Source organism: Bacillus pumilus (genome assembly GCF_003431975.1).
Lineage (GTDB): Bacteria > Bacillota > Bacilli > Bacillales > Bacillaceae > Bacillus > Bacillus pumilus_N.
In genome coordinates this window covers 1,731,635-1,755,096 of sequence record NZ_CP027116.1, presented here as the reverse complement: position 1 = coordinate 1,755,096, position 23,462 = coordinate 1,731,635, and the positions used below count along the sequence as shown (strand labels likewise).

At 39.0% G+C, this 23,462-nt stretch carries 25 protein-coding genes and 1 pseudogene; 6 read left to right on the top strand and 20 right to left on the bottom strand.

Annotated features, from left to right (window positions below; all coding sequences use genetic code 11):
- Nucleotides 1-273 precede the first annotated feature (273 nt).
- The 3 genes from C5695_RS08895 to C5695_RS08885 form a co-directional block, all read right to left on the bottom strand.
- Nucleotides 274-1,125: an SDR family oxidoreductase gene (locus tag C5695_RS08895; protein ID WP_117730411.1), complete on the bottom strand. Its 852-nt coding sequence runs from the start codon at nucleotides 1,123-1,125 to the stop codon at nucleotides 274-276.
- 139 nt (nucleotides 1,126-1,264) lie between these two features.
- Nucleotides 1,265-1,678 (bottom strand): Rrf2 family transcriptional regulator, encoded by a 414-nt coding sequence (locus C5695_RS08890; protein ID WP_117730410.1) that lies wholly within the window; start codon nucleotides 1,676-1,678, stop codon nucleotides 1,265-1,267.
- Between the two features lie 48 nt (nucleotides 1,679-1,726).
- A complete protein-coding gene (locus tag C5695_RS08885) occupies nucleotides 1,727-2,200 on the bottom strand; it encodes a VOC family protein (RefSeq protein ID WP_117730409.1) in 474 nt (157 codons plus the stop codon).
- A gap of 159 nt (nucleotides 2,201-2,359) precedes the next feature.
- Here C5695_RS08885 and C5695_RS08880 point away from each other — a divergent pair, with 159 nt between their 5' ends.
- Complete coding sequence (locus C5695_RS08880) at nucleotides 2,360-2,803, top strand: DUF2188 domain-containing protein (RefSeq protein WP_117730408.1); 444 nt, start codon at nucleotides 2,360-2,362, stop codon at nucleotides 2,801-2,803.
- Nucleotides 2,804-2,826: 23 nt separating this feature from the next.
- On the opposite strand, the gene C5695_RS08875 is transcribed toward C5695_RS08880, so the two are convergent.
- Complete coding sequence (locus C5695_RS08875; protein ID WP_117730407.1) at nucleotides 2,827-3,675, bottom strand: non-homologous end joining protein Ku; 849 nt, start codon at nucleotides 3,673-3,675, stop codon at nucleotides 2,827-2,829.
- A 116-nt stretch (nucleotides 3,676-3,791) separates the two neighbouring features.
- Between C5695_RS08875 and C5695_RS08870 the strand changes: the two genes are divergently transcribed.
- Together C5695_RS08870 and C5695_RS08865 are read left to right on the top strand one after the other, a co-directional pair.
- Entirely contained in the window at nucleotides 3,792-5,657 is a 1,866-nt protein-coding gene (locus C5695_RS08870) for a DNA ligase D (RefSeq protein WP_117730406.1), read from the top strand.
- Between the two features lie 34 nt (nucleotides 5,658-5,691).
- Entirely contained in the window at nucleotides 5,692-6,387 is a 696-nt protein-coding gene (locus tag C5695_RS08865) for a YoaK family protein (RefSeq protein WP_117730405.1), read from the top strand.
- 27 nt (nucleotides 6,388-6,414) lie between these two features.
- Here C5695_RS08865 and C5695_RS08860 read toward each other — a convergent pair whose 3' ends face one another.
- Both C5695_RS08860 and C5695_RS08855 read right to left on the bottom strand, forming a co-directional pair.
- Nucleotides 6,415-6,645, bottom strand: coding sequence for a hypothetical protein (locus C5695_RS08860; RefSeq protein ID WP_117730404.1), 231 nt, complete (start codon nucleotides 6,643-6,645; stop codon nucleotides 6,415-6,417).
- Between the two features lie 459 nt (nucleotides 6,646-7,104).
- Complete coding sequence (locus C5695_RS08855; RefSeq protein WP_117730403.1) at nucleotides 7,105-8,217, bottom strand: response regulator aspartate phosphatase; 1,113 nt, start codon at nucleotides 8,215-8,217, stop codon at nucleotides 7,105-7,107.
- Between the two features lie 571 nt (nucleotides 8,218-8,788).
- On the opposite strand from C5695_RS08855, the gene C5695_RS08850 reads away from it, so the two are divergent.
- Complete coding sequence (locus tag C5695_RS08850; RefSeq protein WP_117730402.1) at nucleotides 8,789-9,160, top strand: iron chaperone; 372 nt, start codon at nucleotides 8,789-8,791, stop codon at nucleotides 9,158-9,160.
- Nucleotides 9,161-9,212: 52 nt separating this feature from the next.
- Here C5695_RS08850 and C5695_RS08845 read toward each other — a convergent pair whose 3' ends face one another.
- Nucleotides 9,213-9,641 (bottom strand): undecaprenyl-diphosphatase, encoded by a 429-nt coding sequence (locus C5695_RS08845; protein ID WP_233230816.1) that lies wholly within the window; start codon nucleotides 9,639-9,641, stop codon nucleotides 9,213-9,215.
- A 528-nt stretch (nucleotides 9,642-10,169) separates the two neighbouring features.
- Between C5695_RS08845 and C5695_RS08840 the strand changes: the two genes are divergently transcribed.
- Entirely contained in the window at nucleotides 10,170-10,631 is a 462-nt protein-coding gene (locus tag C5695_RS08840; protein ID WP_117730401.1) for a macro domain-containing protein, read from the top strand.
- A gap of 276 nt (nucleotides 10,632-10,907) precedes the next feature.
- On the opposite strand, the gene C5695_RS08835 is transcribed toward C5695_RS08840, so the two are convergent.
- The 9 genes and pseudogenes from C5695_RS08835 to C5695_RS08800 form a co-directional block, all read right to left on the bottom strand.
- Entirely contained in the window at nucleotides 10,908-11,381 is a 474-nt protein-coding gene (locus tag C5695_RS08835; protein WP_117730400.1) for an antitoxin YezG family protein, read from the bottom strand.
- Nucleotides 11,374-11,682, bottom strand: a pseudogene (locus C5695_RS08830) (DNA/RNA non-specific endonuclease); the annotation flags it as partial. The pseudogene C5695_RS08830 and the gene C5695_RS08835, both read right to left, overlap by 8 nt.
- Before the next feature lie 169 nt (nucleotides 11,683-11,851).
- Nucleotides 11,852-12,331 (bottom strand): TIGR01741 family protein, encoded by a 480-nt coding sequence (locus C5695_RS08825; protein ID WP_117730399.1) that lies wholly within the window; start codon nucleotides 12,329-12,331, stop codon nucleotides 11,852-11,854.
- The gene (locus C5695_RS08820) at nucleotides 12,306-13,262 is read right to left on the bottom strand and encodes a DNA/RNA non-specific endonuclease (protein ID WP_233230815.1); all 957 of its coding nucleotides are present in this window, start codon (nucleotides 13,260-13,262) and stop codon (nucleotides 12,306-12,308) included. Before C5695_RS08820 ends, C5695_RS08825 begins: the two co-directional genes overlap by 26 nt.
- Before the next feature lie 34 nt (nucleotides 13,263-13,296).
- Nucleotides 13,297-13,779: an immunity protein YezG family protein gene (locus C5695_RS08815; protein ID WP_117730398.1), complete on the bottom strand. Its 483-nt coding sequence runs from the start codon at nucleotides 13,777-13,779 to the stop codon at nucleotides 13,297-13,299.
- 5 nt (nucleotides 13,780-13,784) lie between these two features.
- Entirely contained in the window at nucleotides 13,785-15,710 is a 1,926-nt protein-coding gene (locus C5695_RS08810) for a T7SS effector LXG polymorphic toxin (protein WP_117730397.1), read from the bottom strand.
- Nucleotides 15,711-15,840: 130 nt separating this feature from the next.
- On the bottom strand, nucleotides 15,841-15,975 hold the full coding sequence (locus C5695_RS20790) for a hypothetical protein (protein WP_262379067.1): 135 nt from the start codon (nucleotides 15,973-15,975) through the stop codon (nucleotides 15,841-15,843).
- Nucleotides 15,976-15,977: 2 nt separating this feature from the next.
- On the bottom strand, nucleotides 15,978-17,069 hold the full coding sequence (locus tag C5695_RS08805; protein WP_117730396.1) for a Rap family tetratricopeptide repeat protein: 1,092 nt from the start codon (nucleotides 17,067-17,069) through the stop codon (nucleotides 15,978-15,980).
- A gap of 558 nt (nucleotides 17,070-17,627) precedes the next feature.
- Complete coding sequence (locus tag C5695_RS08800) at nucleotides 17,628-18,011, bottom strand: RidA family protein (protein ID WP_117730395.1); 384 nt, start codon at nucleotides 18,009-18,011, stop codon at nucleotides 17,628-17,630.
- A 105-nt stretch (nucleotides 18,012-18,116) separates the two neighbouring features.
- Here C5695_RS08800 and C5695_RS08795 point away from each other — a divergent pair, with 105 nt between their 5' ends.
- Nucleotides 18,117-18,455, top strand: coding sequence for a winged helix-turn-helix transcriptional regulator (locus tag C5695_RS08795; RefSeq protein WP_117730394.1), 339 nt, complete (start codon nucleotides 18,117-18,119; stop codon nucleotides 18,453-18,455).
- Nucleotides 18,456-18,906: 451 nt separating this feature from the next.
- Here the strand turns inward: C5695_RS08795 and glnA are convergent, their stop codons facing one another.
- From glnA to hflX, 4 genes are all read right to left on the bottom strand, one after another.
- Nucleotides 18,907-20,241, bottom strand: a complete 1,335-nt coding sequence (glnA, locus tag C5695_RS08790; RefSeq protein WP_117730393.1) for a type I glutamate--ammonia ligase — start codon at nucleotides 20,239-20,241, stop codon at nucleotides 18,907-18,909.
- 59 nt (nucleotides 20,242-20,300) lie between these two features.
- The gene (locus tag C5695_RS08785) at nucleotides 20,301-20,711 is read right to left on the bottom strand and encodes a MerR family transcriptional regulator (protein WP_034662120.1); all 411 of its coding nucleotides are present in this window, start codon (nucleotides 20,709-20,711) and stop codon (nucleotides 20,301-20,303) included.
- Between the two features lie 91 nt (nucleotides 20,712-20,802).
- Complete coding sequence (locus C5695_RS08780) at nucleotides 20,803-22,083, bottom strand: methionine gamma-lyase family protein (protein ID WP_117733055.1); 1,281 nt, start codon at nucleotides 22,081-22,083, stop codon at nucleotides 20,803-20,805.
- 18 nt (nucleotides 22,084-22,101) lie between these two features.
- The gene (hflX, locus tag C5695_RS08775) at nucleotides 22,102-23,364 is read right to left on the bottom strand and encodes a GTPase HflX (protein ID WP_117730392.1); all 1,263 of its coding nucleotides are present in this window, start codon (nucleotides 23,362-23,364) and stop codon (nucleotides 22,102-22,104) included.
- Nucleotides 23,365-23,462 lie beyond the last annotated feature (98 nt).

Below are 23,462 nucleotides of genomic sequence, written 5' to 3'. Positions count from 1 at the left end.
TGTTAAAAGATTGTTAACTCTTACGGGTATAGGTTACGTTAATTGATTGCGGTTTGATAAATTCAATAAAAATTGATAAGTTCTCTTTTGGGCTTCTCATGTTCTCCTCGATGAGAAGAAGAAAAAACAAAGTGAAAATTAACAATTCAGCCTATATGTTTATATAAAAAATGATACATTGAAGGGGCTATTAATTATGTTGAAGAGACATTTAATGACGCATGAAGATAATCTGCATGAAAAAAGTCGCCCTTTAAGGGCGCTTCAGAAGATTTATTTTGAAATCAATTCACTGATTCTTTCTTCAATTGGCGTTAACGGCCGTCCAAGTAATGTTTCGAAATCATCGCTTTCCACGGCTAAGGCACCATCACGAATGCCACTTTGAATGGCTTTGACGAATGGAACAGCTTCTTTTGGTACACCATTTGAAGCTAAAAATTCTCCAAATGTGTCTACATCGATTTGCTCCACCTTGACCTCTTTTCCGCTTACCTCACTGACAATGTGTGCAAGTTCAGTATGCGTCCGAAGCGGTCCTGACAGTTCATAGATTTCCTGGTTATGTTCTGGAAGTGTTAACGCATTTGCTGCCGCTTCTGCGTAGTCATTTCTTGTTGCCCAGCCAACCTTGCCATCTCCAATTGGACTTAAAAATGGTGCGCCGCTCACGGCTGCTAGTATCGGATCTTTTTCATTTTCTACATACCAATTGTTTCTTAAAAATACATGAGGAATGCCAGAGGCCACAATGGCTTCTTCTGTTTTTGCATGGTCATGTGCAAGGACTAGCTGACTCTTTCTTGCACTCACAACACTTGTATAAGCAATAAAGGATACACCAGCTACTTTTGCCGCTTGGATAGCAGCTGTATGCTGCTGAACGCGGTCTCCATCCGCTGTTGAAATGATCAAAAGACGGTCAATGCCTTGAAAGGCTGTCTTAAGTGTGTCTGGCTGAGTAAAGTCTCCGCGGCGTAAATCCACCCCAGCTTCCTTCAAATGTGCTGCTTTTTGTGGGTCTCGAACACTCACCGCAATTTGTTCAGCCGGTACCTTTTTAAGTAAATGCTTAACGACGAGCGATCCAAGTTGTCCTGTTGCGCCTGTTACTAATAATTTCATTTGTTTGACCTCCTCATTTTTCGTTCAACGGTGATGTTTTATGAATGGAATCGCTTTAGATACATATCCGTTCATTTGTTATAATCATATCGGTTACAACAACTGGTGTAAAAAAAGCTCAAGTACAGACTGAGCTTTTTTATTCCGCCTCTGTCAACAATTGCTTAATCGTCACTTGCTTTAGGTGATTCTCAAGAGCCGTCTGTGCTTCTTTTAGTTCATGCCGCAGTCTTATATCCATCGCTTGACCAATCGGACATGCGATGACTGGCTGATGGAAGTTAAATAATTCTTCTTCCTCACTTACATCGACAGCACGGTACACATCTAAGAGTGTGATTTCCTCTGCCGGTCTTTTTAAATAAGCACCGCCTACTCCGCGGCGAATCTCAATAAGCCCCGCTCGTTTAAGCATTGCCATCATTTTTCGAACAATGGCTGGATTTGAATTCACACTCTCAGCAATAAAATCACCTGTACACTCTTTTGAAACGCCCGCAATAAATGACAAAATATGAACAGCAATCGGATACCTGCTACTAATTTGTTTCACAATCTTTCACCACCGTTGTAATCAATATAGTTACAATGAGTGATTTTGTCAATCAATAAACGGATTTTTCTTTCTTTCCCACTCCTCATAGGTCATCATATCGAAGTCTTCCCCTGTATCAAGTTCAAGCGGCGCAATGCATTCAAGCAGATTGTCATCAGGGTCCAGAAAATAGATTGCTGCATGAAATTGCGGCGGATTATCGAGAACTAACGGCTGCTGCTCTTCTGAAAAGCCAAACATTGGGTGAATGCCGATGCCCTTTTCAACCAGCCAAGCCTTGATCTGTTCGATACTGGACGTTGTAATTTGAAAGGCAACATGCCGAGTTGAAGGATGGTATGGATAGGCGTTCATATCTACTTTCCAAAGACCGAGCCAGCTCTTTCCTTTCTCAATCCATAAAAAAGCAACTCGTTCGTTTTCATGCGCAAGTGTCAATTCCAATTTTTCATAAAATGCAATAGATGCCTTCAAATCACTCACAGGCAAATGGGCTTCATACAAACCTTTCATCATCATCAAAATCACTCCTTTTCTACTTCTATATTGCAGGAATGAATGAGATTATGCCTCAGCAAAACGGTGTATTTTATTTCCTTCATTGGTTTGAGAAAAATGGGATGTTTGATCCATTGTAGATGTGGGAAGATGTTCAAATAAAAGAAAGGAGCGCTTCATATGCCTTGGACGATGAATGATTATCCGCCTTCATTTCAATCGTTAGACAACGTCATTCGGAAAAAAGCACTTGAGATTGCGAACAAAATGATACAGGAAGGATATGACGAAAATAGAGCCATCCCAATTGCGATCAGCCAAGCGAAAGAGTGGAAAAAGAACGCCGCAGAGAAAGAGGTAGAGAAGTTCTCATCTCATGGTACTGTTACGCCATCTAAAGACAGTAGCTCCGCAAGACCAGAGCTCATGGATCATGCGCAGCATGTTGTTAAACACGAGGAAGGATGGGCGGTTCAAACAGAGAATGCAAAACGAGCAAGTGAGGTCAAAGAAACGAAACAAAAAGCAATTGACCGGGCAAAGGAAATTGCCTCTAATAAAGAGACCTCCGTTGTTATTCACAAAAAAGATGGGCACATTCAGGACGTGTTAAAACCGCAATAAGACCGCACATGAGCGGTCTTTTGTTATGCATTTTTTTCTTTTTTCGCAGGTGCTTTTCTTTTTTTAGGTGCTGCTTTTTTTGCTTTGGCTGGTTTAGATCGATCGATTGAAGCCTGAAGAGCCGTCATTAAGTCAGTCACATTGGATGCAGAATCTTTTTTGCCTGTTGCTTCTGGCTGAACCGTATGTTCTCCTGATATTTTATCGCCAATTAAGTTCATCAGCTGTTCTCTGTATTCATCCTGATATGCCGCCGGGTCGAAAGCTGTGGTTAATTGCTCGATTAAAAGAAGTGCTGTATCTAACTCCTTTTTCACGATGTTTTCCTCTTGGGGGATATTTGGTACATCTGATACTTGTCTAATTTCGTCAGGAAAATGAATGGTTTCCATCAGCAAAATGTGTTCATAGCACCTAACAATTGCTAATTGCTCCTTTGAACGAATCATGATTTTGGCCACACCAATTTTCCCCGATTCCTCTAAAGCTTTTCTTAATAATGAATAAGCCTTCGCACCACCTGTATCTGGTGATAAAAAGTAACTTCTTTCATAATAGATGGGATCAATCTCTTCTATCTTCACAAAATCAATGATTTCAACGGCTTTTTCTTCATTTTCTTTTCGCAGTTTTTCTAGCTCTTCATCGTCTAATTCAATGAATTTATTTTTCGCATACTCGTACGCTTTGATGATTTGTTCTGGTGCCACCTCTTCCCCGCAGTTGGCGCAAACCTTTTTATAATTAATGGGCGTGTGACACTCTTTATGGAGCTGTCTTAACTTAATATCTTTGTTTTCTGTAGCGGTAAACAGCTTTACAGGGATATTGACCAATCCAAAGCTAATGCCGCCTTTCCAAACTGTATGCATCGCGTCGCCTCCGTTCTATTTCTCCTTACTATGTAATGTTTTCGTTAGACTTATGTATGCGAATGAAAATTTCATCCCACATTAAGAACACATCATATGAGGAAGTGACAAGCACAATGAAACCTATGCGATTAACAACTGCACATGATATTCCTGCCGGTACAGACTGGGTGTATGAATTAAAATATGATGGTTTTCGCACCATCCTGATATGGGAGGAAAACGAGATTCATCTAGAAAGCAGAGCCGGAAAACGTTTAAACGAACAGTTTCCCGAGGTTATTGAACAGTGCGAACAATTAAGAGATCAATTTGCTCCTTTTTTACCGCTCACGTTTGACGGGGAATTGGTCTATTTACTGGATGAACAGCAAAGTGATTTTGCGAGAGTTCAGCAAAGAGGCAGACTGAAAAACAAAGAGACTATCAGGCTGCAGGCTGAGAAGTTTCCATGCCATTTGATTGTGTTTGATCTATTAAGAAGCATGGGGAAATCCGTTGTTGATTTACCGTTGATGGATAGGAAAAAACAGTTACAGCAAATTTTCCAAAAGGTACAACTTCCGCCATCTGTAAAGCTCGAGCACCCTTCCCTTCTTCAACTCATTCATACAGACCCAAATCCTGAATACATGAAAAAGCTGATGACGACATATTTAGCGGAAGGACTAGTTGCGAAAAAAAAGACAAGTAAATGGCACGACAACATCCGGTCAAAAGAATGGCTGAAAATGAAAAATTGGCGATATGTCTCTGTCATTGTGACTCGTTTTGACAAAGAAAATGGCTACTTTCAAGGCTGTATTTATCAAGAAGATCACCTTACAGAGGTTGTCCAATTCAAGCATGGATTTTCTAAAGAAGAAGAACAAACGCTACGTACGCTCTTTCAAACAAAAGGCAAGCGAATAGGCGCATCAGGATATGAAATCCTTCCTTCTATCGTCGCTAGCATTGCTTGTATATCCTTTGATGGATCCGCTTTAAGAGAGCCTCGGTTTTCTTCCTTTTTACTAGATGCTGACCCAGCAGCGTGTACGTTTCAGCAAATGCTTAAACAGCTGTATCCGCTCCCTGCTGTGATTGACATCACTCATCCAGAGAAACCAATTGTGCCAGCTCTTCATCTGAACAAGGCAGATTACTTACTTTATTTAAGACAAGTAGCTCCTTATCTTTTGCCCTTTTTACGTGAAAGACGACTCACTTTAATTCGGTACCCTCATGGTACGGGAGATGAATTCTTTTATCAAAAGTCGACACCTGCTTATGCACCAGATTTTGTTTTGACCGATCAAGCTGATGATATTTCATACACCGTCTGTAATGACCCTCAGACGCTTCTTTGGCTCGGTAATCAGTTGGCGATGGAATTTCATATTCCTTTTGAAACAAGGGATACGGACCGGCCAACCGAGATCGTCTTTGATTTAGATCCACCAACTGTTAATGAATTTCATCTAGCCATAGAAGCTGCTAAGCGAATCAAAGCGCTTTTAGACGGGCTATTTCTTACAGCCTTTCTTAAAACAAGTGGCGGAAAAGGACTTCAAGTCTATATTCCATTAAAGAAAGATGCCTTCACATACGAAGAAACAAGAACATCCACTGCGTTTATATGTCAATTTTTATGTGAACAAGCCCCTGAACTATTTACTATGGAACGACTGAAGAAAAAACGCGGCAACCGCTTGTATTTAGACTATATTCAGCATGATGCTGGAAAAACCATCATTGCTCCATATTCTCCAAGAGGAAATGAGCTTGGACTTGTAGCAACGCCGCTTGAATGGGACGAACTCCATCACGATGGACTTCACCCATCTCTTTTTACCATGCCAGCTGTCATAGAGCGTCTAAAGGAAAAAGGCGATCCATTCCGCCGCATGAGGCATCTTGTAAATGATGACACTTTCAGACAAGTTTTGCATCGGCTTGAAGACATCATACCTTCACATAAGATGGACATACGCGGTCATTAAGCGTTACACTTATTCATTAGAGAGTAAGAAAGGGATGACCGTTTTGACTGCACATTCATTTCGAAATATAGCACTTATCTTTTTATGCCTTTCCGCAGGAATTGTGGATGTGATTGGCTATTTAAGCCTAGGGCACGTGTTTACAGCCAATATGACAGGTAATATTGTGCTGCTTGGGATTGCAGCAGGAAGCTCCTTACAGCTAACAGCCCTTCATTCCATCACTGCACTGAGTGGGTTCGTTTTAGGGGTTTTACTTGCTGTTGTGATAGGCGGAAAGCATGAGACAACATTTTGGCCAAAAGCCGTTACACGTATCTTTATCATAGAAGTGATGATATTACTTCTATTTGCTCTCATGACCATTTTCTCTTATACACAAGGTGCTTATTTCATGCTTATTATCCTGTTAAGTATGGCCATGGGCCTCCAGACAGCAGCTGCCCGCAAATTAAATGTAGCGGGCATTTCCACAACGGTTCTTACGAGTACACTCGCTAACCTATTTGAAGATTTAGCTCAGCGTATATCACACCGAGAAAAAAGAAAAGCCCCTATTCAACATGTAAGTTTACTGAGAATAAGCTCTATTGTCTTTTACTGCCTAGGTGCCGCTTTAGCGGCATACACAGATGCGTACGATCCATTTATCATCATATGGCTACCTATCTCTATCCTAGGGATCATTGTGATAACTGCTGCAGTGAAGCATTTTCACCAATTGAAATAGCCAATCGTTAGATGGCTATTTCAACGTTCACTTATAACTTCTCACATAAAAACCAGGAGGACGCCCCATGATGAACGTAGAGCCATACGGATATCCAGAAAATGCACCATATCCTCCATATCCAGGAAAACCGCCTAAACCAGAGAACACACCTGGGCTCACGTAATATCCGCCAAAGCCGATATGAGAACCGACTGGTCCAATATGTGCTCCAGTAAAACCGCTGCCATGAAAACCTCCATATACCCGGGGATACATACAATCACCTGCCTTCGGCTAACATCTCATCTCATCATATGCATGACAATTGGAGCGGTGTTCCCGCTTTTTCTTTTACTTCTATGTACAATAGACCCATTTGATGAAATTTGAATGAAAAGTCCTGCAAAAAATTAAATTAAGCAGAGAAAGGTGACCTTTTTAACTTGTTGCGCTGCCCTATGTTTATTTAGAATAATGGGGCAGGTAACAAATTTGCACACCCCCTTTGTTGCGAATTCTTCTTATTAAACGTTCTTGTAGCGTTTAATAAGAAGAGCCTATTAACAACATACAAAAAACCCTTGCTGACGATATCAACAAGGGCAAGAGATAAATGGTGATTAACCACCAATGATTTTTTCTGCTACTTCGAAAGAACCCGCAACGTTTTGAGTCAAAACTGACGCAGCAATCGCTAAACCTACAACGAATAATACTTTTAAACCTGTTTTCATCTTAAATCAACCCCATTCTTTTCATATGTAAATCCGCTTCTAAACTTTTGTTCAAGTAAAACACAGACTGCTCATAAAGTGCTTGCTTTTCACAATATTTAGCTGCAAAATGTGAAAGTTCTTTTACTTCATGATATTCATTCTTCTCTTCTAACTTTCTTAATTTCTCATCAATTTGCTGAAATCTTTGTGATGCATTTGTTAAGTAAAGATCATGGACGATGCCTATTTTCAGCTGAAATACTTCATGAGAAGCATCCTTTATTCTGGCATACGCAGCCTCTATGAATTGGCTTGCACGCTGCTTTTCACCAATCACGCAGAGTTCCCGGCTGATCAGATACGTAGAATGGAAAAAGAAATCTGACTCATAATATTCTTGATGGGACAGTGCCTTTTCAAGATGACCTATTGATTCTTTCGGTTTGTTCCAAAATGAATATAAAATGGCCACATTGTGATGGAGCTGAGCCAGCATAAAGTCATCCTGCTCGCTTGTCAAAACCTCTTCCGCCAGTCGATAATTTTCAAGCGCCTCTTCATACCGGCCGATCTCTGTTTGATTCGCCGCAATGAGAGAATATGAAAGTGCCGTTCTTCTTTCATAATGCTTGTGCCGCTTATAGACGTGAAGGGCTCTGCGGATATAGCTTAATGACAACATGATATGACTAAGCCGGTAGTAAAGCCAGGCCACCTTAAAATCAAAATCAGCACGTTCGATTTCACTAGGAATTTTATCTAAGAGCTTTTCAGCACTTTGATACATTTGCAATGCTACCTCGTAATTTCCTTGATGCTGTTCATACACGCCCTCATAAAAATCAAAATAGTAGGCAAGGCGGTTAGACAAGTCATCCTCTTTTTTCCCATGATGACTGTCTATACTTTTCGTTGAAACACTGCCCTTTTGGCCTCTCAAATTGTACATGAGAATGTGATGTCTTTTCTCAAGAAGAGAATAGTACATGAGGATGTCCGTATCGTCAACTTCCTCTACTGCTTGTTTTGCTTTAGCAAATAACCGCTCTGCCTCATCCGCATGATCTTTTTTGATTTCCATGTTCCAATCATTTAATAATGATGCCAATTCCGCAACAGGAATTTTGCTCATTCTACACCCCCAATCACCTTCAGCTGCATCACATGATTTCACTAAATATGGAACTTCTATTAGCAATTGCTAATTAGCCCATTTGACATCATTTTAATATGAATCGCCTGAATCTTCAATAACCGTTTCCTTTGAAAATGCGTTTCTTTCTTCTAGTCAATGATGTTTTGCGTAAACATTCTGCCTTTTCCAGTTTGAAAGCAAACAATCCTCTCGTGAGAAAATGAAAAAAAGCCATTATACGTAATCAAATAGTGACATGAAACAGGCACTGCAACTAATCATTAGCGCTGCTTTTCATTTCTCATGTTTCTTTATATAATATAATCAATAGCTTCCGCGCCTCAGTAGCTCTAGAAGGGAAGAGCGCCGTAAAACAAATTGTAGCTAGCGGGTCGCAAGGCAAGGGTTTCAGAAGCACCGAAAAGCACATGAGCTGAGACAGGCGAAACTCCTGTCGGTGAAATTCCGTAGGGAAGCGTGTTGCCCCTAGCCTATGCTTACGAAAGGAGTGCGGGTTCGAATCCCGTCTGAGGCTTATGAGGTTGATGGAATTGGAGGATAAAACATCATGCATCTGTTTGAAGAATATGTAAGCAATATCGGTAATCCAGAGCTGAAGCAGCGCACGCAAGACATTTTACAATGGATTTTAGACACATTTCCTCAATTAGAACCAAGAATTGCTTGGAATCAGCCGATGTTCACAGACCATGGCACATTTATTATTGGGTTTAGCGTAGCAAAACATCACATTTCTGTGGCGCCAGAAGGGAAAGGAATTGATCACTTTTCAGCTGACATTGTACAAGCGGGTTACGATCATGGAAAAAAGATGTTTCGCATGAAGGAAAGCTTGCCAGTTGATTATCCTCTCCTCAAAAAAATCATTGAATTTAATATTGAAGACAAAGCGGATTGTTCAACGTTTTGGCGAAAATAAAGAGTACCCTGATCTGAGCCATTAATAGATCGGGGTATTTTGCTACAATATGTTAGTTTGTTCTCTTCTTTACAATTTTCTCCTCTAGCCACTCATAGCAAGTCAAAATGGCATTCACACTTCTTTGACATATCGGCAAACATACAACAGCAATCGCTGTTAAACAAGCTATGGTGGCACCTGCTAAGACATCAAATGGATAATGAACTCCTACCCAAATCCTTGAAAACCCAACAGCACACGCAATGATCAGCCAATAAAAATGCCGTTTGTGATACATCCAAAAGATCAGGCAAATAGAAAAAATAAAGATGGTATGATCACTTGGAAAAGAGTTATTCACTTCCTTCTGAATCAAAAGATTGACATGACTCCTTTCGGCAAAGGGTTGCTTGTTGGAATAAAGCATGCCTGCGAATTTTCCAAGTAACTCTGCCAATAGGAAAGTAAGTCCTGCAGATACGACCATGTGAACAGACATATGAGCGCTGCTAATAGCACTGTATATTCAGCTAGACCAATGAATATGGAATTCAAGTAGTTGATCGATACTGAGCTGATTCACCCACCTAAATAAACGTTCATTATGAACCTGCATCTCATTTCTCCCTTTTCCTCCATTTATGACAAGGATAATTGAAATGAGATGTCCGCTCCATCGATTGAACGAACAAAGCATGGAATCATATCACATGTTTGTCACTTTGCTGTCACTTGTACCGTCCTCATATGTAGTAAATGAAATAAACTCAAGAAAAGGGCCTTCTTTCCGCATGCCTAATCGCTTTAATCGCTCACACAATGCCTGTGAACGGACATTATCATCCTCTACATAGGTATGATTGTAGCCTTTTCATATTTTAGACGACATGCATTAACTCTGACAATCAAGGTCATTTTAAAGTATTCAAGTAAACTCATTCAAAAGCATTTTAACTATTAAATCATTGAATGAAAACTGATAAAATAGAACATAAGTTTCTATTTTATGAAAAAGGGGTTACTTCATATGATCAAAACAGTGGATGGCAATATTTTAGAGGCAAGTGAAGACATCATCTGTCACCAGGTGAACTGTAAAGGCGTCATGGGCGCTGGATTAGCCAAACAAATCAAAAGCAAATATCCGAATGTATACAAAGAGTATAAACAAATATGTGCAGAACACGGAGATGATTTGTTAAGCTCCGTACAACTCATCACAACAAGCGACGGAAAAACAATAGCCAACTTATTTGCTCAAACTGGATACGGAAGAAAAAGAATGCAAACCGACTACGATGCCTTGCGCAGTTGCTTACAAAGCCTAAAAGATACAGTAACCCATTCACATGAAGAAAAAAAACAAACTTCCATCGCCATTCCTTACGGGATCGGCTGCGGACTGGCGGGCGGCGATTGGGCGATTGTTGAAGGCATGATTGAAGAGGTATTGGGTGATTGTGAAGTGACGGTTTATCGGTTTAGATAGAGTGAAAAGAAAGATTGAATTAGAAAAGAATATTGTGTTTTCGATATTTTTGCTTTCGTCGACGGTTTCTTTGACACGCTAATCAATACAAAGTTGATTCCATATGTATTAATTTTTCTTTTGTTGCTAAGTGTGTCTGTTTTGTTATTGATTAAAAGAAGCCATTATTGAATAAGAGCACCATTTCTGCTTGGAATGGTGCTCTCAATATGTTCTCTAATCTTTATTTCTTTAATCTATCAATACAAATTTTATAACATCTTTAAAACTTAAAAGCTACTTCAATGTAGAAAGATATTTTTCTAAATGTTTTTTACCAGAATTGCTTTTAGGTATAATACCTAGATGATTATATTTCCAAATAGTTTTTCTTTCATGAGGGTTTGTATTCAAAAGGTCATCATAATTAAATTCTATAGTGAAATGTCCCGTTTCATCAAAAATCATTGTGAAATTTGTCCAAGGTTCTTGACCATTTTGTTCAAACTCTCTCCTAAGTTCTTGGATACAGTCGACTAATTGATGCCATTTTTCTTTGTATTCATGTTCACTTACTTCAAACAATTCAGTGATCTCATGACTATATACAAGTGTACCCTCATTTTCTTTAGATGAAAAATAAAAGTAAACAGTCTGAGAACCTTCAACTACCTCACCATATAAATACACCTTTTCCCATTCAATTGGTATTGTTCCCACTACAACATCAACTATTTGATTGTATAAATGTTCTATTTTTTCTTCATTCATTCCTTTTACCTCCATACACATTATCGAACCTTTTGAATTCCCATTCGTCATCACCATTTTGAAGAGCATCAGACCAAGTATTCTCAAGCTTTTTCCACTCACCTTTGTTTAAATTCCCATTCATCGGCACAAGATTATCAATACCCCCTGACCCTTTAAAAATAGACGCAATTAAATGTCCTCCATCATCATCCAGTAATCGATCTGGCTTTCCTGAATTAGACTGAGCATATTGGTTTCTTTTGACCTCTCCGTATTTTAAATCACTTGCTTCGACTTTGACAATGTGGTCATAGTGATCTTCTTAACTGACTCGCACCTTTGTCTCTAAGTCTAAGCATTTAATCATTCCTTCTTGGGTGATTAAATAGAAACTGAACAATCGTTCTTTATCAATGAGTTTTAAGAACTTTTGTTCGATTTAAATATTGGCATACAAAAAACCCTCCTTTAATTTGGAGGGCCGTGTGTTAGTTGTTTTCTTCTTTATTTTTAAGATAATTCAGCACAGCTTCTTTATCTTTCTCGTCTTCTGGTAAAAACCCGAACGTTTTATACTCCCATACAGCTCTTCTCTGGATACCATAAAGCCCTATAGATAAAATATCTTCATATCCATAATCAATCGAGAATTTCCCTGTTTTATCTAATTGGAGGGTAGCTGTTGTCCAAGCACCTAATTCATTTTGCGTATATGCTTTTTTCAATTCTTCAAAAGTTTTACTGAGTTCGTATAATAAATGAATGTATGTTGATTTACTTACATTATATTTAAGTGGAATTTCATGTCCATAAACACACTTTTCACTATTAGTCTCGTTGAAACAAAATGTAATTCCAGCCGAATCATCAAGTATTTCTGCATACATCCAAACTCTATCCCATTCACATGGTATTAATTCATTAATTGATTCTGCTATTTTTTTATAATAGCGTTCTATTGATTCCATTATCTTTAACCTCCATGTTGATTCTTGATAAATTCTTGAACATAACTTTTCCAATTTTATATTGTACTACAAATCTCTCAGGTCTTAATGAATCGTCTTTATAGATAGATTCAATACTAACTTCTACATGTTTAGGTGGGGTTGATTTCAATGCTTTCAACCACCGTTGCTCCATCTCATACCATTTCCCACCGCTTCGATTAATCTGTGAATTCATCGGAAGCAGGTTATCAATATCACCTGACCCTTTAAAAATAGAGGCAATCAAATGCCCACCATCATCATCTAGTAATCGGTCAGGCTTTCCTGAATTAGACTGAGCATATTGGTTTCTTTTGACCTCTCCGTATTTTAAATCACTTGCTTCGACTTTAACAATACGTCCGTAGTGGTCGGTTGTGTAGGTGTACCCTTGCTTTGTTGTATAAACGACATTCGGTTTTAATACTTTTTTACGTTTCCACCTTACATAATGATCTCCGTAACTAACAACGGCTGGAGGTGATTTTGGTGCTGGTAAGCGTCTGCCTGTCTTAGAGATTCCGTAGCCTGAGTTGTTGTCGAGACGCTTAGCCATGGAGAGGAGTTTATTTTTTAGATTTTCGCCGTCAAAAACGTTATACGGCAGCTTCGGTCCACCAGCCATTTGAAACTTTGGTGAATATGGCAATAGATTCGGAATAGATACTCTGTCTATTGATTTTGCACCTTGTTCAAGGCCTTTCTTCACTGTTGTTTTGGCCGCTGTTGTCCCCGTTTTTGTGATGGCTCCTGCCCCTTTAGAACCAAAGACAATTTCTGCTAGTGAACCAGTTGCATAGGCGAACCAGTGTGACCGAGAATATGCATCACCATCGATGACTTCTTTTTGGAATGAGTCTGAAATCGATTTTCCAATTGCTTTCGATGTTTCAGTTGTAAATATAGGCAAATAAAAACCCTCCTTTAATTGGAGGGCAATTGTATTAGTAATTGTTTTCTTGTTTATTTTTTATAAAATTCAGTACTGCTTCTTTATCTTCCTCGTCGTCGGGTAAAAATCCGAAAGTTTCATATTCCCATACCTCTACTCTTTGTATGTTGTCAATTCCTAAAGAATAAACATCTTCATAGCCATAATCAATTGAAAACTTCCCTGACTTCTCCAGTTGAACGGTAGCTGTTGTCCAAGCTCCTAAATCATTTTTTATATATTCATTTTTCAATTCTTCGAAGGCTTCACAGAGTTCGACTAATAAATGATTATATATTGAACTACTTACTTTATATCTTTCTGGAATATCATCACCATAAACATATTCTTCATTATTTGGTTCAGTAAAATAAAAAGTAATTCCAGCTGAATCGTCTAATATTTCTGCATACATCCAAATTTTTTCCCAATCACATGGGATCATTTCATTAATTGCTTCTGCTATTTTTTTATACTTCACTTCTAGTTCTTCCATTATCTTTAACCTCCAGCCTCATTTTTAATAGTCTCACGTTTGACACGTTTTCCAATTTTATATTGTACTACAAATCTCTCAGGTCTTAATGAATCGTCTTTATAGATAGATTCAATACTAACTTCTACATGTTTAGGTGGGGTTGATTTCAATGCTTTCAACCACCGTTGCTCCATCTCATACCATTTCCCGCCACTACGGTTGATCTGTGAATTCATCGGAAGCAGGTTATCAATATCCCCTGACCCTTTAAAAATAGACGCAATTAAATGTCCTCCATCATCATCCAGTAATCGATCTGGCTTTCCTGAATTAGACTGAGCATATTGGTTTCTTTTGACCTCTCCGTATTTTAAATCACTTGCTTCGACTTTAACAATACGTCCGTAGTGGTCGGTTGTGTAGGTGTAGCCTTGTTTTGTTGTATAAACGACATTTGGTTTTAATACTTTTTTACGTTTCCATCTTACGTAGTGATCTCCGTAACTAACAACGGCTGGTGGTGATTTTGGTGCTGGTAAGCGTCTGCCTGTCTTAGAGATTCCGTAGCCTGAGTTGTTGTCGAGACGCTTTGCCATGGAGAGGAGTTTATTTTTGAGATTTTCGCCGTCAAATACATTGTACGGGAGCTTCGGCCCACCAGCCATTTGAAACTTTGGTGAATATGGCAATAGATTCGGAATAGATACTCTGTCTATTGATTTTGCACCTTGTTCAAGGCCTTTCTTCACTGTTGTTTTGGCCGCTGTTGTCCCCGTTTTTGTGATGGCTCCTGCCCCTTTAGAACCAAAGACAATTTCTGCTAGTGAACCAGTCGCATAGGCAAACCAGTGTGATCGAGAATATGCATCACCATCGATGACTTCTTTTTGGAATGAGTCTGAAATCGATTTTCCAATTGCTTTCGATGTTTCAATTGGATGAGAAACAGCCGTTACGACTGATTCAACGGCACCCCCAGGGTCTGTTACAAGATCGTAGATGCCAACTACTGTATCTTTCGCCACATCGTATAGACCAACTGCAGCACCTTTTACACTATCAACGAATACCTCTGATGCTTCTTCCTGTGCTTTGATTTGAAGGAGCTGGCTGTAATACATTTTTTGATCGTAAGAAAGATTTTCATATCCAATTTCATCGACAATCTCAAAGTATTTCGCTTCTGATATACACGAAGGATCATTGAGCTTTTCTTTCAATTCTTTAATTCTTCGTTTCTCTTTTTCTTCTTTTTTCACTTTTAAATAGGCTTTCACCTGTGCATCGATTTTATCATGATTCTTGTACACAGCTGTTTCATGAAATGCTTTTGCATCATAATACATAGGCTGAGCGTTCTTTCCTTGTCCTGTAGCAGCCATCATTTTTACATAAAAAGTTTTGAGGTGATTCTCAATCGCTTCTGACTTTGCGTATTCTGTTTTTAGCTCATGATCTATTTTATGTAAAACATCAATTGTCTCTTTTCTTTTTTTGTTCGCATCGTCTAAATGTTCATTGACCTCTTTACTTGAAAATGTGTGTAATTCAATTAAATCACTGATATCGTCAAAAATAGTGGAAAGAGCATCTTTTTGTTCTTTGACCATATCTTTATTATTCTGAATACCTTGCTTCAATTGAGCGTCTAAAAAGTGCTCATCAATAAATGTGCTCCCGCCTAATGATTCATCATCAAGCTTTCCTTTCACTCCATCTAAAAAAGCCTTTTGCATCTCGATAAAATCAAGATAAGTGTCGGTGTAAAGTGCAAGATCATTATAAAAAGCTTTGATATTATCTGCACCTTTCCCGGTAAATTCATCACCTAACCCCGACACACTTTTTAATGCTTTTTTCACAACTTTCATTTCTTCTTGAAGCTCCTGATAGACCTTTGACCTCTGTTCTACAGCTGATAGTAAAGATGGAGCATCTAATATTTTCATATGTAAAAGACTCCTTTAATGGAATATTCTTTTACTAGAATACCATAAGGAGTCTTATACTTTAATCCAATTTATCTATTTTTAAACATTCAATCACGGAGCTAGTCTGTAGATGTTAATTCATAGCCATTTATGATCCTGCACCTCTTGAGGAAAGTAACACTGTATCACTTTTAGCATCTGCTTGAGCATGTTGTAAAGTAGGCATCCCAAGTATTGTACCTATCAGCAAAGTAGTAGTAATAATCACCATAATTTTTTTCATAATCATATGACCTCCTTTCCTATAAGCGTACAAGATTTTAAAGCCAATTCCAAGAAGTAGTTACTTTCTTCATAAAGATTTAACTTTTTATATATGGAAGCAACATCAGGAGCTAAAGCCTCTATATCAACATATGCTTTTCTTTCCTCCAAAAGAAATAGCCCTTTCTTGATATCCTCATAGCTTTCTCGTGGTGTTGTATAACATTTCTCAAGGATATTAAATTTCAAAATGAAATTTGTGTTCTGCTGTTCTTTAGAAAAGGATTTCCCCTCAGCAACCCAACTTATTGCTTGATCCAATTGATTTGATTTATAGCTTGATCTTGCAAATTCATACGCACATTGTAAGTATGAAATAGGAGCTGACTGTTTTAGATCATCTGCGGAAATTGCTTTGTTGAAATATTTAATTGCTTCTATATGGTGGTCATCCTGAATTTTGAGAAATCCTAAATCATAATAAGCCAACGCTAACAATCTCTTATCATTCTTCTCAATCAGTCTATCAACACACTCCAAAAGCATTCTTTCAGCTTTGTCTAATCTACCATCATCAATCAAATTCAGTGCCAACAACATATTACAGTTTATGGTCTGTATGCTGTAGCCTTCATGACCTTTGTAGATGTCCTTTGCGGTTTGTAGATGGTGGTGAGAAAGGAGCGTGACTTTATTGAAATAGTAGAGTGTGCCAATTTTATAATGAAACTCAGCCTTTTCAATTTCATCATGTACCTTGTCTAATTGTCTCTCAGCTACTCTAAATAGGACTAGAGCTTCTGAATAGTTATTCCTTGCACTCTCATACATACCTTTGAAAAGATAAAAGTAAAACCTTAGCATGTCATCTGTTTTGACTCTTTCACTTTCTGTTATTGTTGGTTGCCCCACTAAATCTTCCATAAGTACCTTAAATCTATAATCAAGAATATTGAAATAGAGTAAAACATCTTGATTTTCTTCCATTTCGCCTAGCATATCTTGAATCTCATCCCTCAACTCTACTGCTTGTGAAACTTCCCTCTTTTTAATATGCAAATACCATTTGTTGAGAGTGTTTGCCACATCTACAGAAGAAATCAAATTCGACATTCCATTACCCCCCTTGCTATCATTTCCTTTATATAATTTTAACACGATATTTACAACATATGTAAAGTCAAACTGTTCATTTTAATTCATGAAGATGAGATGCCACACATGAAAATGGGGAGTAAATTCATAATAGTCCTCGAAGAAGCTGAAGCATTTCTTTAGAGAGAAACTGCAAAAAAATATGCAGACACAGGCAATATTTATTGGACCAGAATTTTAGAACGTATTGACTATGAAGAGAAAAAAAGAAAAGCAGCTTTCGATAAAGCAATGGAACGTATAGGGGACCTCTAAAAAATTAAAAATAAGTCACAATGAATAAACCCTTGCTAGCAAAGTTTTTAACGATGATTCCGGTTGGGACCGACCAGCGACCTCTACCCTGGCAGGGTGAACGACATCACCCGAAGCAAACAGACATTCTCTGAAAAAGACTGATTTAATAAGGTTCTATGATGAGCCTTTCTGAATAAATATTTTCATTTCTGAACAAAACTGAAAGGGTTGGTCCCAATCCGTGTATAGAGAATTGGTCAAATTCATACGATAACATATTTAATCAGTGTGTGCGATAGCCTTGACTTCAATCAATTGCTCTGGGAAAGCCAGATATGTCACACCAATGAGACTGCCAGCTGGTCTGTGTTGACCTAAGTATTCCTTGAATAGATCTATGACCGTTTCGGAGTGTTCTTGTGGATTTGTTAGAAAAATTTCCACATATGCAATGTTAGATTTCGTGGCTCCCAATTCCACCAATACCCGATCAAGGTTCTCAAATGTTTGCAGAGTCTGAGCTTCAATATTCTCCTTACCAACGAACATACCATTTTTATCGTGTGAAAATTGACCTGAAATGTAGATTGTTCCCTTAACGCTATATCCTTGGGTAATACCGTGATCCCATAGATTGTGATTGTAGGTTTTAATATTAGTCATTGTTTTCTCTCCTTTATTTCAAAGTAAAGTAAGTATAAAATGAATATAGAGAAAAAAACAGTACGCACTATTTAGATAGTTACTACCAGAAAGGATAGTGTCAATATGAGTATGGCCGATTATAGAAAAAAGGGTAATATCCAAGAGACACCTTTTGGATATACATTATCAGTTATAGGAGGCAAATGGAAAATGCTAATTCTGTATCTCCTTTCGGAAAATCAACCCGTTCGCTTTAATGATATGAAAAGGAGACTTGGAACTATTACCTTTAAAACATTGAGTGCACAACTTAAAGATTTGGAGGCAGATGGGATGGTTATACGAAAGGAATACCCACAAGTCCCCCCTAAAGTGGAATACAGTCTTACATATAAGGCAGAAACACTTTTACCAATTTTAGAACAGTTATGTGATTGGGGAGAGAAAAATCGCAGTAATTAAATTCTTTTTGTATAGATAATTCAAAGTATTCACTATGAAGAGAAAAAAAGAAAAGTAGCTTTTGATAGAGCAATGGAGCGTATAGAGAACTTCTAAACTAATGAAAACTATAGTAATGATTAAGCCCAATCCGTCCCTATAAAAAAACAGACCCTGTTTGGTCTGTTTTAATTTTGCCTATTAGTTTTTAAATGTTGAATTTGGATCGATCATCGTTGTGTTTCGATCAGTTTTTTGAGGAAATACAGTGGTATTTCGATCAGTTGATTCTTGTGAGTAATTCAGAGAACCCAGACAAGCAGCACCTACCAATAAAGTGGTGCTAATCAATATCTTCATTTTAATATTCATATAAACACTTTTCTTTCGAAATCTCGTTGCAGGTTGGTCAAATCATTTTTTGATCAAAATAAAAACCCCTTGAAGCCAATGGCTCCAAGGGGTTTCCTGATTAATACTGAGACATATACTGATCGCGTTCCCATGGGTGTACTTGGGTGCGAAACATATCCCATTCGATTTCTTTTGATTCGATGAAGTGCTCGAATAAGTGATCGCCTAGTGCGTTGATCATGACTTCATTTGACTTCAGCAGCTCTAGTGCTTCTGCAAGTGTTGCAGGTAGGTCAGAGATGCCGTTTTCAAGGCGCTCTTCTTTGTCCATGACATAGATGTTTCTGTCGATTGGTGCTGGTGCGTCCAGTTTATTTTTGATTCCGTCTAGACCTGCTGCAAGTAATACACTTAGTGCAAGGTATGGGTTTGCAGATGGGTCTACACTGCGTACTTCTACACGTGTGCTGATGCCGCGTGATGCAGGGATACGGATCAATGGGCTGCGGTTTTGTGCACTCCATGCCACGTAGCAAGGTGCTTCATAACCTGGTACAAGACGCTTGTAAGAGTTCACCGTTGGGTTTGTGACCGCTGTAAAGCTTGTTGCGTGCTTGACGATACCTGCGATAAAGTGTCTAGCCGTCTCGCTTAACTGTAAATCTGCTTTTTCATCAAAGAATGCGTTTTTGCCATTTTTGAATAATGATAGGTTACAGTGCATACCAGATCCGTTAACACCGAACAATGGTTTTGGCATGAATGTCGCATGAAGTCCGTGCTTTCTCGCAATCGTTTTAACAACGAGCTTGAACGTTTGAATGTCATCACAAGAGCGGATAGCGCCTGCATATTTGAAGTCAATTTCATGTTGTCCAGGTGCTACTTCATGGTGAGACGCTTCAATTTCAAAGCCCATTTCTTCAAGCTCAAGCACGATATCACGGCGGCAGTTTTCACCTAGATCTGTTGGAGCAAGGTCAAAGTATCCACCTTTGTCGTTTAGCTCAAGCGTTGGCTCGCCTTTTTCATCTAATTTAAATAAGAAGAATTCTGGCTCAGGTCCAAGGTTAAAATCACTAAATCCTAGGTCTTCCATTTCCTTTAAAATACGCTTTAAGTTGTTACGTGGGTCTCCATCAAATGGCGTCCCGTCCGGCTTGTAAATGTCACAAATAAAGCGTGCAACTTTACCTTTTTCGGCTGTCCAAGGGAAAATAACAAATGTGTTGAGATCTGGGTATAGATACATATCTGATTCTTCAATACGTACGAAGCCTTCAATAGATGAACCGTCAAACATACATTTGTTATCGAGAGCTTTTTCTAACTGGCTCACAGGAATCTCAACATTTTTAATTGTTCCGAGAATGTCTGTAAATTGCAGACGGATGTACTTTACGTTTTCCTCATTTACTAATTTTACGATATCTTCTCTTGTGTATTTTGCCATTTCGTAAAACTCCTCCCCTACAAAAGGTAAAATTGTATAGCAATGGTTTTGCTAATTGGTTAACGGAAGAACCTTGACATATCCCCCTGCCTAAAGGTCGTTCCTTGTTGGAAACGTCCAGCCTGAATGAGTTCCTTCTTCAGTAGTTTCCTGAGTTCATCATCTGTCAAGTTGTGCTTCGCTGTGGTTTTCTCCTCTGTCTTTGTGTCAGACGCTGGATTTTCTGCCTCAGCTTTGGCAAAAAGTTTTTTGATTCCTGCCATGTTTACACCTTGTTCGATGAGGTTTTTAATTTCTAGTAATTTATCAACATCATGGAAAGAAAATAATCGGCGATTCCCATCACTTCTTGCTGGAAATACTAAACCATTTTCCTCATAATAGCGAATTTGCCTTGCAGATAATTCTGTTAGCTGCATGACAATCCCAATTGGGAATAAAGGCATTGAGCGGCGAATGTTATCACTCATCTCAACTGTCTCCTCCTCTTTGCTTAAATTTATTATATGTCATGTTATATTATGTGTCAACGAAATGTTAGGAATATTAACATGGATTTTTTTATCGAGCAGGTCCTTCGATAAAACCTTGTTCCAATAAGGCATCTACCGCACTGCAAATCGCATTTTTCACATGGGCATACGTGAGTCCACCTTGAACGTATGCAGTATAAGGCGGTCTGATTGGTCCATCGGCTGATAATTCGATGCTGGCTCCTTGGACAAATGTGCCCGCTGCCATAATAACATCATCCTCATAGCCTGGCATATAGCTCGCATGCGGTGTGACGTGACTGTTGATCGGTGATGCATATTGAATGGCTTGACAGAATGCAATCATTTTTTTAGGATCACCAAATTCGACTGATTGAATCAAATCGGTTCTTTTTGCATTCCACGCTGGATTCGTTTGGAATCCAAGCTTTTCAAGAAATCTGGCTGTAAACACTGCGCCCTTCAGGCTTTGTGCCACAACATGCGGCGCTAAGAAAAATCCTTGATACATTTCTTGGAGTGCATACAGTGATGCACCCGCTTCACTGCCGATGCCTGGAGATGTCATTCGATATGAGCAAGCTTCTACCCATTTTTCTTTCCCAACGATGTAGCCGCCTGTTTTGGCAAGACCGCCGCCTGGGTTTTTAATGAGAGAACCAGCCATAAGATCTGCTCCTACATGACATGGTTCTTGTAATTCAGTAAATTCACCGTAACAGTTGTCCACAAACACAATGATCTCTTCATTGATCTCTTTCACAAATGAAATCATTTCCTCGATTTCTTCTATTGTAAAGGAGTGTCTTGAGGCATAACCTTTGGAACGCTGAATGCCGATGACTTTTGTTTTAGGGGAAATAGACTCTTTGACTTTGTCAAAATTAACGGATCCATCGTGAAGCAAATCAATGGCTTTGTAATCGACTTGAAAGTCTTTTAATGAGCCTGTCCCTTCTTTGCCGCGAATCCCGACAATCTCCTCTAGGGTATCGTAAGGCTTCCCTGTCATGTAGATTAATTCATCGCCGGGTCTTAGTACGCCGAATAAGGCGATGGAAATCGCATGTGTGCCGGAAATAATCTGGGGACGGACAAGGCCGCTTTCACCTCCGAAGACATCCGCATAGATCTTTTCTAACGTATCTCTTCCCATATCATCGTAGCCATATCCAGTTGTCGGGTTAAAGTGAGAGTCACTGACTTTATGCTTTCGATAGCTTTCAAGCACCCGCCACTCATTTTGTTCGCTCTTTTGATCAATTTGCTGATGCATGTGTAAAATGTCATGTTCTGTTTCTGCTGCTATTTTTTCTAAAATACTGCCGTGTTTTAATGTGTGAAACATCTTCATTTAATTCCTTTCCTACAACATATACTTCTTCATTTGACCTAATATGGTCTGATCTTCACCACTAAATCCGGTGATCTCATAAAGTTCTGCTTCTTTTTGAAAGTCTAGCGATTCCACGAGCGTTTCTGATTTTAATGCGGAGATGAGCTTTCCTTCATATGCTGGAATCTTCACATGATAAGGCTTTAAAAAGTTTTGTTTCAGTTCAGCCATAATATCCGCTTTTAACCGCTTCACGTCTTCCTCTCGTCTAGCACTGATTAACAGATGACGATGTTTTGAAGAAGGGATGAAATCGGGTCTGATTTGATCTTCTTTGTTATAAACTGTCAGCATCGGTATACGATCGGCTTCTAATTCTTCTAAAAGCTCATGAACCGTTCGCTCGTGCCCTTCGTAATCCTCATTAGAAGAATCGATGACGTGAAGCAAATAATCCGCTTCCTTCACTTCTTCAAGAGTGGAGCGAAATGCTGCAATCAGTGTTGTGGGAAGGTCTTGAATAAAGCCAACAGTATCTGAAATCAGCACACTGTAGCCAGATGCTAATGTCATCTTACGAGTCATTGGATCAAGTGTCGCAAATAGCAGATCCTCCTCATGGCTATCTGCTTCTGTTAATTGGTTAAACAAAGTCGATTTCCCGGCATTCGTATACCCAACAATGGCAATTTGGAAGACTCCATTTTTCTTCCGGCGTTCGCGGTATCTTGTACGATGTTCTTTGACTGTAGATAATTGCCCGTTTATTTCATGAATGCGGTTTCGAATATGGCGTCTATCTGTTTCAAGTTTTGTTTCACCCGGACCTCTTGCGCCAATTCCGCCTCCTTGTCTTGAAAGGCTGATCCCTTGTCCACTTAGTCTCGGCAAGGCATACTGAAGCTGGGCAAGCTCTATTTGCAGCTTCCCCTCTCTTGTACGAGCTCTCTTCGCAAAGATGTCCAAAATCAATTGTGTACGATCAATAATTTTCACATCTAAGGCAGTTGCTAAAGCCTTTAGCTGACTTGGGGACAGTTCGTCGTTAAAAATAATGACATCACATTCAAATTCCTCGCAAAGCACTTCAAGCTCTTCTACTTTCCCTTTACCGATATATGTTGCGCTGTCTTGTCTATTTCTCTTCTGCGTCATCACGCTGACAGCTTCACCGCCAGCTGTTTTGGTTAAGGAAGCTAATTCTTCCATGGAGTATTGAAAGCGTTCATCCGTGACATGCGGCAATTGACAGCCGACAAGGATCGCTTTTTCGGTCATTTCATGTTCATTCAACGTCAGTTGTTTCCTTTCTGTACTTAAGTTTTCAGTAGTACCATCATACCAAACACATCACACGTATACCACTATTCGAATGGTTTATTTTAGTGTCT

Coding starts and splice junctions, on each gene's coding strand:
- C5695_RS08805 (WP_117730396.1), bottom strand. CDS start 17,069: ATGTCGAATTTGATTTCTTCTGTAGATGTGGCAAACACTCTCAACAAA.
- C5695_RS08785 (WP_034662120.1), bottom strand. CDS start 20,711: ATGAGTGATAACATTCGCCGCTCAATGCCTTTATTCCCAATTGGGATT.
- C5695_RS20790 (WP_262379067.1), bottom strand. CDS start 15,975: ATGAAAAAAATTATGGTGATTATTACTACTACTTTGCTGATAGGTACA.
- C5695_RS08875 (WP_117730407.1), bottom strand. CDS start 3,675: ATGCATACAGTTTGGAAAGGCGGCATTAGCTTTGGATTGGTCAATATC.
- C5695_RS08895 (WP_117730411.1), bottom strand. CDS start 1,125: ATGAAATTATTAGTAACAGGCGCAACAGGACAACTTGGATCGCTCGTC.
- C5695_RS08850 (WP_117730402.1), top strand. CDS start 8,789: ATGCATCTGTTTGAAGAATATGTAAGCAATATCGGTAATCCAGAGCTG.
- C5695_RS08810 (WP_117730397.1), bottom strand. CDS start 15,710: ATGAAAATATTAGATGCTCCATCTTTACTATCAGCTGTAGAACAGAGG.
- C5695_RS08835 (WP_117730400.1), bottom strand. CDS start 11,381: ATGAATGAAGAAAAAATAGAACATTTATACAATCAAATAGTTGATGTT.
- C5695_RS08870 (WP_117730406.1), top strand. CDS start 3,792: ATGAAACCTATGCGATTAACAACTGCACATGATATTCCTGCCGGTACA.
- glnA (WP_117730393.1), bottom strand. CDS start 20,241: ATGGCAAAATACACAAGAGAAGATATCGTAAAATTAGTAAATGAGGAA.
- C5695_RS08780 (WP_117733055.1), bottom strand. CDS start 22,083: ATGTTTCACACATTAAAACACGGCAGTATTTTAGAAAAAATAGCAGCA.
- C5695_RS08860 (WP_117730404.1), bottom strand. CDS start 6,645: ATGTATCCCCGGGTATATGGAGGTTTTCATGGCAGCGGTTTTACTGGA.
- C5695_RS08795 (WP_117730394.1), top strand. CDS start 18,117: ATGAGTATGGCCGATTATAGAAAAAAGGGTAATATCCAAGAGACACCT.
- C5695_RS08815 (WP_117730398.1), bottom strand. CDS start 13,779: ATGGAAGAACTAGAAGTGAAGTATAAAAAAATAGCAGAAGCAATTAAT.
- C5695_RS08840 (WP_117730401.1), top strand. CDS start 10,170: ATGATCAAAACAGTGGATGGCAATATTTTAGAGGCAAGTGAAGACATC.
- C5695_RS08865 (WP_117730405.1), top strand. CDS start 5,692: ATGACCGTTTTGACTGCACATTCATTTCGAAATATAGCACTTATCTTT.
- C5695_RS08825 (WP_117730399.1), bottom strand. CDS start 12,331: ATGGAATCAATAGAACGCTATTATAAAAAAATAGCAGAATCAATTAAT.
- C5695_RS08855 (WP_117730403.1), bottom strand. CDS start 8,217: ATGAGCAAAATTCCTGTTGCGGAATTGGCATCATTATTAAATGATTGG.
- C5695_RS08845 (WP_233230816.1), bottom strand. CDS start 9,641: ATGTCTGTTCACATGGTCGTATCTGCAGGACTTACTTTCCTATTGGCA.
- C5695_RS08800 (WP_117730395.1), bottom strand. CDS start 18,011: ATGACTAATATTAAAACCTACAATCACAATCTATGGGATCACGGTATT.
- C5695_RS08880 (WP_117730408.1), top strand. CDS start 2,360: ATGCCTTGGACGATGAATGATTATCCGCCTTCATTTCAATCGTTAGAC.
- C5695_RS08885 (WP_117730409.1), bottom strand. CDS start 2,200: ATGATGATGAAAGGTTTGTATGAAGCCCATTTGCCTGTGAGTGATTTG.